The sequence below is a fragment of the Kaistia nematophila genome, from assembly GCF_026343855.1.
Taxonomy (GTDB): domain Bacteria; phylum Pseudomonadota; class Alphaproteobacteria; order Rhizobiales; family Kaistiaceae; genus Kaistia; species Kaistia nematophila.
The window spans coordinates 38,235-51,644 of the sequence record NZ_JAPKNK010000002.1 but is presented as its reverse complement, the minus strand read 5'-3'; the positions used below and the strand labels follow the sequence as shown (position 1 = coordinate 51,644).

The following is a 13,410-nucleotide window of genomic DNA, read 5'->3' as shown; positions in this document are numbered from 1 at the left end:
TATTACCTCGTTTCACCCTCGGATACGCCGGGCACCGCAGTCTTTTCCTGGCTCTTGTCCTGGTTCTTGCGGAACTCCGCACCGCTGCCGTGCGAGGGGCCGCGATGGCGGGGAGAATCCGAGAAGAGCTGCTGTGTCCCGACAGAAAGAACCTCGGCGACATGGTCCGTTGCGTTCTGGACGCGGTGCGGACGATGGGCCGAGAAATGCAGGGTGTCCCCCGCATGCAATTCGTAGATGACCTCGTCGATGACGTAGCGGATGGTTCCCGCCAGCACGTAGACGATCTCCTCGCCCTCGTGCGACGTCGTCTCAGACAGATAGCGCGGCGGCACGTTCATCTTGACGGCGTTGAGCATCTGGCCCGGGAACGTCGTCGAAAGCCGCTCATAGGAAATCCAGGCCGGATTGATGCCGTAGGTCACCCTGCCATCACGCCGCGACACCGCATTGGGGATATCCGGCTGGTGCAGAAAAGAACTGACGGGAAGATCCAGGGCCTTGGCGATCGTCACCAGGGACGACAGCGACGGGGTTGTGATATCGCGCTCGACCTGGCTCAAGAAGCCGATCGAGAGACCGGTCGCCTCCGCGACCCGCTGCAATGTCAGCCGGCGCTGCTTGCGCGCATCTCTGATCTTCAATCCTACCTTCAAGGGCTCGCTGCTCATGCCGGCCTCCCCGCCATTCCGGGTTGAATTATTTCACCATAGCTAAAATCTTAAAACAAGTTCCTTCGCCCGCGCAGTTCTACGACCTTGTTCTGCCACTCTTTTTTGCTCATGCGCATTCCGGGTCGGTGGCCTGGTAAGGACTTCAGGGCGAATTCCAGGTCTGCGGGACGTCATGTAGGTCCGTCCGGGCGCCTTCCGCTCCGGCACGACCGCCTTCCATCGATACACTCGCATGACGAGCGATCATTCGGCGATTCAATTCCTACGGAATTAGTTCAACAGTCTCAGGAAAAAATTGCAACCGCGCTCGGCACACCGGAAGGCTGCTGATACCGGACAAGAAGGGAGCTAACGCGGCGTCGGCGGAAGGCAACGCCCCGCGACTCTCTAGTGCTAGCGCAGCGGTTGCGGCTGCGCGACGTCAAGAATCCGCAAGCTCGACTGCCGCCTGCCCTGCCAATGATCGATCGACAGGGAGCCGGCGACATGCAGCGGGCGACCGCGCGACCCCAGCAGCATCCGGCCGAGGTCGCTGTCGGCGGCGCGGAAGGCGATCGCCTTGATGTTCTGGTCGCCGCCGGAAAGCGTCACCCGGACATGGCCGTTGCCGACGGTGTCGGCGTAGCCGACGACATGCGCCGGAAGCGCGAAGACTGGCTCGGCATGACCGGCGCCGAAGGGCCCGGCCTTCTCCACCATGTCGATGAAGTCGGGGGTCGCCGCGCGGGCGGTGAGCGCTCCGTCTATCAGCAACTGGTCGGCCTGTCGGGCCCGGCGAGAAGCCTCGGCGGCGCCGGCTTCCAGGAACGCCCGGAATTCACCGAAGCGCGCGGGATCAATGGTGAGGCCTGCGGCCATGGCGTGACCGCCGCCCTTGACCAGAATGCCGTTCTCGACAGCGCCGCGCACGAGCGCGCCGAGATCGACGCCGGAAACCGAACGGCCGGAACCAGTGCCCATGCCATTGGGCATCAGCGCGACCGCAAAGGCCGGACGGCGGAAGCGCTCTTTCAGGCGGGCGGCAATCAGGCCAACGATGCCGGGATGCCAGCGCTCGCTCGCGGTGACGATGACGGCAGGTCCCTCGCCCGCACCGATCTCGGCGTCCGCCTCCGCGACGGCTTCCTCCAGCATCGCCGTCTCGATGGCCTGGCGCTGCTTGTTGAGATCGTCGAGTTCGACGGCGATCCGCTCTGCTTCCGCCGGATCGTCGAGCGACAGCAGTCGTGCGCCCAGCGCGGCGTCGCCGATGCGGCCGCCCGCATTGATCCTCGGCCCCAGCAGGAAGCCCAGATGATAGGGCGCGACCGGCACGTCGATGCGGGCACATTGCGACAGTGCCGCGAGACCCGGATTGGCGCGACGGCGCACCGCCAGCAACCCCTTGGTGACGAACGCCCGGTTCAGCCCGATGAGAGGCACCACGTCGCAGACCGTGCCGAGCGCGACGAGATCCAGCCACTGCAGCAAGTCCGGCTCCGGCCGGCTCTCGCCATACCAGCCTCGCCTGCGCAGTTCCCGATTGACGGCAACGATGGAGAGGAAGGTGATGCCGACGGCGGCGAGATGGCCGAGGCCAGACAGGTCGTCCTGCCGGTTCGGATTGACTACGGCGAGCGCCGGCGGCAGTTCCGCGCCCATCTGGTGATGGTCGAGCACAACGGCGAGGCGACCGAGATCGCGGGCGACGCCGAGCGCCTCGTGACTGGTCGAGCCGCAATCGACAGTAACGATGAGGCCGGCGCCTTCCTCCACCAGAGTGCGGATGGCGTCGGGGTTGGGGCCGTAGCCCTCGAAAATGCGGTCGGGAATGTAGATCCGCGTCTCGACGCCCTGATGGCGCAGAAAGCGGGCGAGCAACGCCGAAGACGTCGCCCCGTCGACGTCGTAGTCACCGAAGATCGCGACATGCTCGCCGGCCTCCACGGCGTCGGCGATGCGAGCCGCTGCCGCATCCATGTCGGCGAGCACCGAAGGATCCGGCATGAGGCGGCGCAGGCTCGGATCGAGGAAATGCGCCGCGTCGTCGATGGCGACGCCCCGGCCGGCCAGCACGCGCGCAACCAACTCGGGGATCTCATGGCGCTGCGCCATGGCGGTCGCGGCCAAGCTGGAGGTCGCGTCGACCCGCTCGGTCCAGCGGCGCCCCGTCACGGATCCCTCAACGCCGAGAAAGGCGCGCCGTGCGTCGCTGGATGTCATGGACATGGGAGCCGGATCAGCCCTCGTTGTCGAACTTCTCGAGATCGCGGTGCGTCGCCTTGATCCAGCGAACCGTGCCGGACGAAGAACGCATCACGACCGTGTCGGTGGTGATCTCGCCATTGCGGGCGAAGCGGACGCCGGAAAGCAGGTTGCCGTCGGTCACGCCGGTCGCGGCGAACAGCACGTCGCCCTTGGCCATCTCGTCATGGGTGAACTTCTTGTCGAAGTCCTTGACGCCCATCTTGGCGGCACGCTCGCGCTGCGCGTCCGACTGGGTGACGAGGCGGCCCTGCATCTGGCCGCCGATGCAACGGAGCGCCGCCGCAGCCAGCACGCCCTCGGGCGCGCCGCCGATGCCGAGATAGATGTCGATGCCGGTCTCGTCCGGATTGGTCGTGTGAATGACGCCGGCGACGTCGCCGTCGCCGATCAGGCGGAGCGCGGCGCCGGTGGCGCGCACGTCCTCGATCAGCTTGGCATGACGGGGGCGGTCGAGGATGCAGGCGGTGATCTCGTTGACCGGAACGCCCTTGGCGGCCGCCAGGGCCTGGATGTTCTCCAGCGGCGACGCGTCGAGATCGACGACGCCCTTGGCATAGCCGGGGCCGATGGCGATCTTCTGCATGTAGACGTCGGGCGCGTAGAGCAGGCTGCCGCCTTCGGCGATGGCGATCACGGCCAGCGAATTGGGCTGGTTCTTGGCGCAGATCGTCGTGCCTTCGAGTGGATCAAGCGCGATGTCGACCTTCGGGCCGGAACCCTTGCCGACCTTCTCGCCGATATAGAGCATCGGCGCTTCGTCGCGTTCGCCCTCGCCGATGACGACGGTGCCCTCGATTGGCAAGCGGTTGAGCTCGCGGCGCATGGCGTCGACGGCGGCCTGGTCGGCGGCCATCTCGTCGCCGCGCCCGCGCCAGCGCGCCGCCGCAACGGCCGCGCGCTCCGTCACGCGCACGAGCTCGAGCGTCAGGATCCGGTCCAGACCCGCTGCCTTCGCGTTCCCCGTCATCGCCATGGTGTTGCTGCTCCGCTGTCAGGCCAGTTGTTCGATGCGTATCATCTGCGGCTTCTCCGCAATATGACCGTCCGCCGTAATCCGATCGAGCGCTTCCTTGACCTGCGACTCGGTCGTCTCGTAGGTAATGAGCATAACCGGTTGTGGCGCCTGCGGCTGCGGATGTTCCGGAGCATCGGCCTTGGGGGCCCGGCGCCGCTGCACGATCGATTCCAGCGAGATGTTGTTCTCCGCCATGCGCTTGGCGATGGAGGCGAAGGCACCCGGCCGGTCATAGACCGCAAGGCGGATATAGTAGCCGCCGGCATGCGAACGCATGACGGCCTGCTGATAGGGCTTCAGCGTGTGGGCGGGCCGGCCGAACGTGCCGACCACGTCGCCGCGGGCGAGATCCGCGATGTCGCTCATCACGGCCGAGGCGGTCGCATCACCACCGGCGCCCGGGCCCGACAGAACCAGCCGGCCAACGAAATCGGCCTCGACCGCCACAGCGTTGGTGACGCCATCGACGCGGGCGATCGGCGAGGACTTCGGCACCATGGTCGGATGGACGCGCTGCTCGATTCCGCTCTCCGTGCGGGTGGCGACGCCAAGCAGCTTGATGCGGTAGCCTAGCTCGTCGGCCGCCTCGATGTCCGCCGTCGAGATCGAGCGGATGCCCTCGACATAGATGGCGTCGGCATTGATCTCGGTGCCAAAGGCGATCGCCGTCAGCAGCGCCAGCTTGTGGGCCGTATCGAAACCGTCGACGTCGAAGGTCGGATCGGCCTCGGCATAGCCGAGCCGCTGCGCCTCGGCGAGACAGACGTCGAACGCGATGCCTTCCCGCTCCATGCGCGTGAGGATGTAATTGCAGGTGCCGTTGAGGATGCCATAGACGCGGCCGACCCGATTGCCGGCAAGCGACTCGCGCAGCGTCTTGATGATCGGGATGCCGCCGGCGGCGGCCGCCTCGAAATTCAGCGAGACGCTGTTCTGCTCGGCGCGGCGAGCCAGCTCCGTCCCGTGCTTGGCGAGAAGGGCCTTGTTGGCGGTGACGACATGCTTGCCGGCGTCGAGCGCGGCGCGCACGGAATCAGCAGCCGAGCCGTCGGCGCCGCCCATGAGTTCGACGAAGACGTCGATGTCGGGAGACTGGGCCAGCGAGATCGGGTCGTCGTACCAGGCGACGGCAGACAGATCGACGCCGCGATCGCGGAAGCGATCGCGGGCCGTGACGGCGGTCACGACGACCGGGCGGCCGCAACGCAGCGCCAGTTCATCGGCATGGCGCTGCGTCAGTTGCAGCAGGGACGCGCCGACGGTGCCGAGGCCGGCGACACCCAGCCGAAGTGCTTGATTCATATAAACGCCCCAGGGGGGCCCGGCTTATCGCCGGGCGCTGCTGATCGGGACGACGTTGTGCAACGTTTTGTCCGCCGTTTCAAGGAAGCGACGGACATTGCGCGCGGCCTGCCGAATACGCTGCTCGTTTTCGACGAGGGCGATGCGCACATAGTCGTCGCCATGCTCGCCGAAGCCGACGCCCGGGGCCACGGCAACGTCGGCCTTCTCGATCAGGAGCTTCGAGAATTCGAGGCTGCCCATCGACTTGAACGCGTCCGGGATCGGAACCCAGGCGAACATGCTGGCGCGCGGCGCCGGGATCTGCCAGCCGGCACGGCCGAAGCTGTCGACCAGCACGTCGCGGCGATGCTTGTAGATCTGGCGCATCTCCTCGATGCAGTCCTGCGGGCCGTTCAGCGCGGTGGTTGCCGCGACCTGGATCGGCGTATAGGCGCCATAGTCCAGGTAGGATTTCACGCGCGACAGCGCGGCGATCAGGCGCTCATTGCCGACCGCGAAGCCCATGCGCCAGCCGGCCATCGAATAGGTCTTCGACATCGAGGTGAACTCGACCGCGACGTCCATCGCGCCCGGAACCTGCAGGATCGAGGGCGGCGGGAAATCGTCGAAGTAGATTTCGGCGTAGGCGAGATCCGACAGCACGAAAAGGTCGTGCTTGCGGGCGAAGGCGACGACGTCACGATAGAAGTCAAGGTCCGCAACATGCGCCGTCGGATTGGACGGGTAGCAGAGGACGACCGCGAGCGGCTTCGGGATGGAGTGCATGACGGCACGTTCCATCGCATGGAAGAACTCTGGACCCGGCTCGACCGGCACCGAGCGGATCACGCCGCCTGCCATCAGGAAGCCGAAGGCATGAATCGGGTAGCTCGGATTGGGGACCAGAATCACGTCGCCCGGCGCCGTGATCGCCTGCGCCATGTTGGCGAAGCCTTCCTTCGAGCCGATCGTCGCGACGATCTGCGTGTTGGGATCGAGCTTCACGCCGAAACGGCGCTCGTAATAGGCAGCCTGGGCCTTGCGAAGACCGTTGATGCCGCGCGACGCCGAATAGCCGTGGACGTCCGGCCGGCCCGCCGTCTCGGCGAGCTTCTGGACGATATGCTGCGGCGTCGGAAGGTCGGGATTGCCCATGCCCAGATCGATGATATCGGCGCCTGCGGCTCGAGCGCTCGCCTTAAGCCGGTTGACCTGCTCAAAGACGTACTGCGGCAGACGCCGCACGCTGTGGAACTCGCTCATCGCTCCGAATCCATCTCTCTTGGATAGTTATGATGCGCCTCACCTGGCGCAGGGCGGTTCTACACCGAACCGCGAACTATGAAAGCACCCTTATTGAGGGCATTTCGTGGCGTCTGCTCCCGGTTCGCCACATCGCTCCTGAATTTCCGACAAGGTTTTCTTGGCATGGGTCGCCGCGGTCTTCTCCAGCGCGGCGTTGGAGGCCGCGCTCTGCTTCAGCGCCGCCTGCGCCGCCTGCGGGTTGTTGCGGGCGCTTTGGGCCTTCAGGCTCGCTGTCGCCTGCTTGAGTTCGTCCGGCGTCATCAGCTTGCCGGGCGGCTGCTGGCCGGCGACGTTGATGTTCGGGAACGCACCCTGGCGGGTCAACTCCGGATCGGGCGTGTTGTCGAGCGTCCTCGATAGCTGCGGCGAGCACGCCGCCAGCGAAACCGACAGCGCCAGCATGAAAGAGAGCGACGCGGAACGAGACCGCTTGATTCCGATCGGATTCATCATGAACTCATTGTGGTAAGCGGGCCGATAGCATGCGCATCATATCCCTGTGAGGGCGAAGCTATTACACTCCGCGCGTCGGGGAAAGCAGCGCAGCCTTCCCGATGGTAGAATGGCATTCGGGGACATGATGGCCAAAGACAAGACCGGAAGCGACCGCACGACCTCCGACGGAGCCCCGATCAGCCTGATCATCAAAGATCCCGAGAAATTCGCCCAGAACATCGCGAAGATGATCGAGGGCATGACCAAGGCCGCCAACGCCTTCCTGAAACCCCGGGAAGACGGCCGACTCTCGGCTGACCTGACCGACGAGATCGCCGAGATCGTCCGCACGCTTGCCAAGGTGATCGAGTACTGGACCGCCGAACCTGGCCGAAGCATACAAGCGCAATCAAAGCTCTACGGCCAATATTTCATGCTGTGGACGAGCACGATGCAGCGCATGAGCGGCGTGCAGATGCCGCCTGTCGCCGTGCCAGACCCGCGCGACCGTCGCTTCAAGGACCCGCAGTGGACGCAGAACCAGTTCTTCGATTTCGTGAAGCAGTTCTACCTGATCACGACGCGCTGGGCGGAGGAGATGGTCGAGCGCGCCGACGACCTCGATCCGCATATACGGCTCAAGGCCGGTTTCTATGTCCGCCAGATCGCCAATGCGGTTTCGCCGTCGAATTTCCTGTTCACCAATCCCGAGATCCTGCGCGATACGCTTGATTCGAGCGCCGACAATCTCGTGCGCGGCATGGATATGCTGGCCGAGGACATCGCGGCGGGAAATGGCGAGCTGATCATCCGCCAGTCCGACAACTCGCACTTCGCCATCGGCAAGAACCTGGCGCTGTCACCCGGCAAGGTCATCCTGCAGAACGATGTCTGCCAACTGATCCAGTACAAGCCGAACACCAAGGACGTGCTGAAGCGGCCGCTTTTGATCGTGCCCCCCTGGATCAACAAGTTCTACATCCTCGACCTCAACCCGGAAAAATCCTTCGTCCGCTGGGCGGTGGAGCAGGGCCATACGGTCTTCGTGATCTCCTGGATCAATCCGGACGAAAGGCAGTCCGAGAAGAGCTTCGAGAACTACATGCGCGAGGGCATCCTCGCCTCGCTCGACACGGTGCAGAAGATCACCGGGGAGACGGAGATCAATGCCATCGGCTATTGCGTCGGCGGCACCCTGCTCTCCTATACGCTCGCCTACATGGCGGGCGTCGGCGACACGCGGATCGCCTCGGCGACCCTGTTCGCCACCCAGGTCGACTTCACCCATGCCGGCGACCTGAAGGTCTTCATCGACGAGGAACAGATCGAGGCCGTCGAGAAGAAGATGAGCGTGCGTGGCTATCTGGAGGGGAAGAACATGACCGCCTCCTTCAACATGCTGCGTTCCAACGACCTGATCTGGTCCTATGTCGTGAACAACTATTTCCGCGGCAAGGAACCGATCCCGTTCGACCTGCTCTACTGGAACTCCGACGCCACGCGCATGCCGGCAGCGAACCACTCCTTCTATCTGCGCAACTGCTATCTCGACAACAAGCTGGCCGAGGGCGAACTCACGGTCGACGGCAAGCCGCTGTCGCTCGGCGACGTGACGATACCGATCTATAACCTCGCCACCCGCGACGACCACATCGCGCCGCCACGCTCCGTCTTCTACGGCTCATCCTTCTTCGGCGGTCCCGTCACTTTCGTGCTGGCCGGATCCGGCCATATCGCCGGCGTGATCAACCCACCCTCGCGCGGCAAGTACCAGTACTGGACCGGTCGAGCACCGCATGGCGACGCCCTGGAGGACTGGCTCGGCCACGCCAAGGAGCAGCCGGGTTCATGGTGGCCGCACTGGCAGGCCTGGATCGAGGCGCAGGACAATACGCGCGTCAAGGCACGCACGCCCGGCGGCCGCAAGGTCAAGGCTATCGAGGACGCGCCGGGAAGCTATGTGAAGGTGATGGCGTAGGGCGAGGGTAGAGTAAGCCCCTCACCCTGCCCTCTCCCGCAAGCGGGCGAGGGTTTTAAGCCTGCGTGCCATCCGGCCAGCGAGCCATTTTCGAGGACATTTTGGGAAACACCCCAAGCCCGACGGGGTGGGCAGAACTCCCTCTCCCGCTTGCGGGAGAGGGTTGGGGTGAGGGTCTTCTGGACCTCGAGCCGGATCAGGTGGCGGCAAGCGCCTGGTCGAGATCCGCGATGATGTCTTCCTTGTCCTCGATGCCGATCGACAGGCGGACAACGTCCGGGCCGGCGCCGGCCAGCACCTTCTGCGAGTCACTCAGCTGGCGGTGCGTGGTGGAGGCCGGATGGATGATGAGCGAGCGCGTATCGCCGATATTCGCGAGATGCGAGAAGAGCTTGACGGTCGAGACGACCTTCACGCCGGCGTCGTAGCCGCCCTTCAGACCGAAGGTAAGAACCGCGCCTGCGCCCTTCGGCACGTAGCGGCGGGCGAGATTGTGGTAGCGGTCGCCCGGCAGGCCGGCATAGCTCACCCAGGCCACGGCCGGGTGGTCGATCAGGTGTTCGGCGACGGCGCGGGCATTGTCGGAATGCCTCTGCATGCGCAGCGGCAGCGTCTCGATGCCGGTCAGGATCAGGAACGAATTCTGCGGCGAGATGGCCGGGCCGAGGTCGCGCAGGCCGAGCACGCGGCAGGCGATCGCGAAGGCGAAATTGCCGAAGGTCTCGGCAAGCACGATGCCGTTATATTCGGCCAGCGGCTGCGACAGCTTCGGGTAGCGCGCCTCGCGCGTCCAGTTGAACCGGCCGCCGTCGACGATGACGCCGCCCATGGAATTGCCATGGCCGCCGAGGAATTTCGTCAGCGAATGCACGACGATGTCGGCGCCGTGCTCGAACGGCTTGCAGAGATACGGCGTCGCCAGCGTGTTGTCGACGATCAGCGGCACGCCCGCGCGCTTGGCGACCGCGGCGATCGCGGCGATGTCAACGACGATGCCGCCGGGATTGGCGATCGACTCGATGAAGATCGCCTTGGTCTTCGGGGTGATCGCCCGCTCGAACGAGGCGATGTCGTCGGGATCGGCCCAGACGACATTCCAGCCGAAGCTCTTGAACGAGTGATTGAACTGGTTGATCGAGCCGCCATAGAGCTTGGTCGAGGCGATGAACTCGTCGCCCGGCTGCAGCAGCGTGTGGAACACAAGAAGCTGCGCGGCATGGCCGGAGGCAACGGCGAGCGCGGCGGTGCCGCCTTCCAGCGCCGCGACGCGCTCCTCGAGCACGGCGGTCGTCGGATTGGTGATGCGCGTATAGATGTTGCCGAAGGCCTGCAGGCCGAACAGCGACGCCGCATGGTCGACATTCTCGAAGACGAACGAGCTCGTCTGGTAGATCGGCGTTATGCGCGCGCCCGTGGTCGGGTCGGGCTGGGCGCCGGCATGGACTGCCAGCGTCGCGAAACCGGGAAGCCTGTCTTCAGACATTCTTGTCTCCTCCACTCTCTTGATTTTGATGGTTCCGCCGGAACGGTCCTCAACTCCACCGATAACCCGGCAGAGTTGCAAATCGCAGCCATGCATTTCGCCGGGAAGCCGCGCCCGTCGAAAATTCATCCTCCCATCGCGGCCCCGGCCGCAAAAATCCTTCAGCCGATCAGACGCGGTCGCTCGATCGCCGGGCAACGGTTCATGACGACCCGGACGCCCCTCGCCTCCAGTCGGGCCGCCTGCGCATCATTGCGGATGCCGAGTTGCAGCCACATGACCTTAGGCAGCACCGGAAGCGCCAGGATCTCGTCGACGACGCCGCCGATCGCCTCCGAATTGCGAAAGACATCGACCATGTCGATCGCAACCGGCACGTCGGCCAGGCGCGGATAGACCATGCGGCCGAACAGTTCCCGCCCGGCGATGCCGGGATTGATCGGATAGGTCTCGTAGCCCTCGCGCGTCAGGTAGCCCAGCACGCCATGGCTGGCACGGGCCGGGTTCGGACTGGCGCCGATCAGGGCGATCGTCTTCGTCGCGGTCAGGATGTCGCGAAGATAGGCGTCGTCGTAGTGATCATGGTCCATGCGTCAGAGACCGGGCACAACCACGGCGGTGACCATCCACTTACCGTCGACCTTGCCGTAGCAGACGCTGGTCGCCTGGAAGCCGAGCGAGATGTCATTGGTCGAGTAGCCGATCTTGCCGGACGGCAGCGCCACGGAATACCAGTCGGCATCGCCATCCTCGCCATCGACCGAGCCCTCGACGAACGGCACGATGGTGCCGGCCGGCAGCTTCACCAGCACGGCAGAAGTCTCGGAAGGCTTTTCGTGGAACTCGGTATCTTCCGACAGGATCCAGAGATTGCCGGACGGCACGCCGGCGGCATCCGCCACGGCGATCGCCTTGTCGCGGTCGAAGATCGGCTCGGCCGGCGAGCAGATGGCGCCGCCCGCCGTCTTGGAATGGCCGATCGTTCCCGAATCGAGCGCATTGCCAAACAGGTCGACGACCAGCCCGTCGAGATCCTCGCGGCTGTAGTCGACATCGCCCGTCGCCGTCAGCGTCGCGGCCTCGTCGAGCCGCTGGTCGCCCGGATGCTTCTCCGGGTCCGGCAGCGCCGCCGGCGGGGTCGCGTCGGGAAATCCGATCATCGGCGAATAGATCTTCACCTCCGGCGCGGCATTGGCCTTGAGCGTGCCGACGTCGCCGGTGGAGATCGCCGTCTTCAGCGTTTCGACGAGCGCCTTCAGCTCGGCGTCGTCCGTTCCCGTGGTGTCATAGGTGACGGTGACCGCCTCATAGGGCTTGGCCTGGTTGGCCGGATCCTCGGCGGCGAAGGCGGCCGAACCGAAAAGGGCGACGAACGCGCAACTGCAAAGAAGATGCTTCATGACTGGGGCCCTGGCAGTGCGAGGCGACCGGCCTCATCAAACGGGAAGAAGGGATTGTAGGCCACCTCCCAGAGATGGCCGTCCGGATCGGAAAAATACCCGGAATAGCCGCCCCAGAACACTTTGGTGGCCGGCTTCATGATGCGCGCGCCGCAATTCTCGGCATGCGCCAGCGCCGCATCGACCTCGGCTTCGCTCTCCACATTATGCGCCAGCGTCACGCCGCGAAAACCGTCGCCGGCCGGCGAGACATTCGCGTCGTCGGCAAGGGCGTTGCGCTGGAAAAGAGCCAGCACCACGCCGGAAAGCTGGAAGAACACGATCTCTTCCTGGCTCACTGCCGAAGCCTGCCAGCCAAGCGATTCGTAGAATGCCCGTGCCTTCTGCACGTTGGCGACACCGAGCGTCACAATGCTGAGCCTTGGTGCGAGGCCTACATCCGTCATCTGGTCTTCCCCGTCACGATACGGCCGGCAGCATAGCCGATCAGCCCGCCGGGTACAGGGTCCGTTCTCCGTCATTCACCGCACAGCAGCATGACAGCGTGACGTTCGCGCGGCCGGTGGCCGGCCCCTTCGGTCAACCAGCTCCGCCACGCGACAATCCGCCCGACCGGCACCGTCCCGCCTGGACGGCGCCGGATGGAGCGGGAAGCCCGCCTCCCCGCTACGTCGTCGCGAGAATGAAGGCGCCGGTCGCGCCCAGCAGCACCAGCAACACGATCCACTTCACCAGCGGATGCTTCCAGACCGTCCACATGATCCAATCCCCCAAAAGCCTTGCGAGCCGACGCGGCTCACCCCGAACCATCCCATAGCACGCTTCGCGATGGCGGCTGCGCCCCCTCGCCGGCTATCCTCCGACTTCGCGCATTTCGGGTGCCCGCCACGCTCATCCGCGATAGATTGAGCCCGCTTAGACGGCGCAAACGGATCGCGCTATAGGGTAAAATAATACCACATACGCAAACCATTGATATCAAACGTCTATTTCAAACATCGACTTTTCCGCGATGCTTGACGGAATCCGTGCTCCAAGCTAAACACCGGCCACGAACGACAGGACCACGCGTCCTGTTGCCGCTAATCCTGCCCGCGAAGGGCACGAGAAAACGAGTTCAACAATGAGCACCATTTCCACCAAGCCGGCGGATGTCGAGAAGAAGTGGATTCTGATCGACGCTGAAGGGCTGGTCGTTGGCCGTCTCGCCGTCGTCGTGGCGAACCGCCTTCGCGGCAAGCACAAGGCCAGCTTCACCCCGCATGTCGACGACGGCGACAACGTCATCGTCATCAATGCCGACAAGGTCGTCTTCACCGGCGCCAAGTACACCGACAAGCGGTACTACTGGCACACCGGCTACATCGGCGGCATCAAGGAGCGCAGCCCGCGCCAGATCATCGAGGGCAAGTTCCCCGAGCGCGTTCTGGAGAAGGCCATCGAGCGCATGATCCCCGAGGGTCCGCTCGGCCGTCGCCAGCTCAAGAACCTGCGCGTCTATGCCGGCTCGGAGCATCCGCATGAAGCCCAGCAGCCGGAAGTGCTGGACGTCGGCGCCCTGAATGCCAAGAACAAGAGGATTGCCTGAA

General features: G+C 64.8%; 12 protein-coding genes. 2 read left to right on the top strand and 10 right to left on the bottom strand.

What is annotated here, in order from left to right:
* Nucleotides 1-2: 2 nt before the first annotated feature.
* The 6 genes from OSH07_RS04530 to OSH07_RS04505 form a co-directional block, all read right to left on the bottom strand.
* A complete protein-coding gene (locus OSH07_RS04530; protein WP_266337434.1) occupies nucleotides 3-671 on the bottom strand; it encodes a helix-turn-helix domain-containing protein in 669 nt (222 codons plus the stop codon).
* Nucleotides 672-1,067: 396 nt separating this feature from the next.
* Nucleotides 1,068-2,882: a single-stranded-DNA-specific exonuclease RecJ gene (recJ, locus tag OSH07_RS04525; RefSeq protein ID WP_266337433.1), complete on the bottom strand. Its 1,815-nt coding sequence runs from the start codon at nucleotides 2,880-2,882 to the stop codon at nucleotides 1,068-1,070.
* A gap of 10 nt (nucleotides 2,883-2,892) precedes the next feature.
* The gene (gene glpX / locus OSH07_RS04520) at nucleotides 2,893-3,894 is read right to left on the bottom strand and encodes a class II fructose-bisphosphatase (protein WP_266337432.1); all 1,002 of its coding nucleotides are present in this window, start codon (nucleotides 3,892-3,894) and stop codon (nucleotides 2,893-2,895) included.
* Between the two features lie 18 nt (nucleotides 3,895-3,912).
* Entirely contained in the window at nucleotides 3,913-5,238 is a 1,326-nt protein-coding gene (locus tag OSH07_RS04515; protein ID WP_266337431.1) for a homoserine dehydrogenase, read from the bottom strand.
* Nucleotides 5,239-5,262: 24 nt separating this feature from the next.
* Nucleotides 5,263-6,483 carry an LL-diaminopimelate aminotransferase gene (locus OSH07_RS04510; protein WP_266337430.1) on the bottom strand — a complete coding sequence of 407 codons (1,221 nt, stop codon included), beginning with the start codon at nucleotides 6,481-6,483 and terminating at the stop codon, nucleotides 5,263-5,265.
* Nucleotides 6,484-6,573: 90 nt separating this feature from the next.
* Entirely contained in the window at nucleotides 6,574-6,978 is a 405-nt protein-coding gene (locus OSH07_RS04505; RefSeq protein ID WP_266337429.1) for a hypothetical protein, read from the bottom strand.
* Nucleotides 6,979-7,105: 127 nt separating this feature from the next.
* Here OSH07_RS04505 and OSH07_RS04500 point away from each other — a divergent pair, with 127 nt between their 5' ends.
* Nucleotides 7,106-8,938: a PHA/PHB synthase family protein gene (locus tag OSH07_RS04500; protein ID WP_266337428.1), complete on the top strand. Its 1,833-nt coding sequence runs from the start codon at nucleotides 7,106-7,108 to the stop codon at nucleotides 8,936-8,938.
* 196 nt (nucleotides 8,939-9,134) lie between these two features.
* Here OSH07_RS04500 and OSH07_RS04495 read toward each other — a convergent pair whose 3' ends face one another.
* From OSH07_RS04495 to OSH07_RS04480, 4 genes are all read right to left on the bottom strand, one after another.
* Complete coding sequence (locus OSH07_RS04495) at nucleotides 9,135-10,421, bottom strand: O-acetylhomoserine aminocarboxypropyltransferase (RefSeq protein ID WP_266337427.1); 1,287 nt, start codon at nucleotides 10,419-10,421, stop codon at nucleotides 9,135-9,137.
* Nucleotides 10,422-10,582: 161 nt separating this feature from the next.
* The gene (locus OSH07_RS04490) at nucleotides 10,583-11,011 is read right to left on the bottom strand and encodes a CoA-binding protein (protein WP_266337426.1); all 429 of its coding nucleotides are present in this window, start codon (nucleotides 11,009-11,011) and stop codon (nucleotides 10,583-10,585) included.
* Between the two features lie 3 nt (nucleotides 11,012-11,014).
* Nucleotides 11,015-11,821, bottom strand: coding sequence for an SH3 domain-containing protein (locus OSH07_RS04485; protein WP_266337425.1), 807 nt, complete (start codon nucleotides 11,819-11,821; stop codon nucleotides 11,015-11,017).
* Nucleotides 11,818-12,267, bottom strand: a complete 450-nt coding sequence (locus OSH07_RS04480; protein WP_266337424.1) for a VOC family protein — start codon at nucleotides 12,265-12,267, stop codon at nucleotides 11,818-11,820. Before OSH07_RS04480 ends, OSH07_RS04485 begins: the two co-directional genes overlap by 4 nt.
* 677 nt (nucleotides 12,268-12,944) lie before the next feature.
* Between OSH07_RS04480 and rplM the strand changes: the two genes are divergently transcribed.
* The gene (rplM, locus tag OSH07_RS04475) at nucleotides 12,945-13,409 is read left to right on the top strand and encodes a 50S ribosomal protein L13 (protein WP_266337423.1); all 465 of its coding nucleotides are present in this window, start codon (nucleotides 12,945-12,947) and stop codon (nucleotides 13,407-13,409) included.
* Nucleotide 13,410 lies beyond the last annotated feature (1 nt).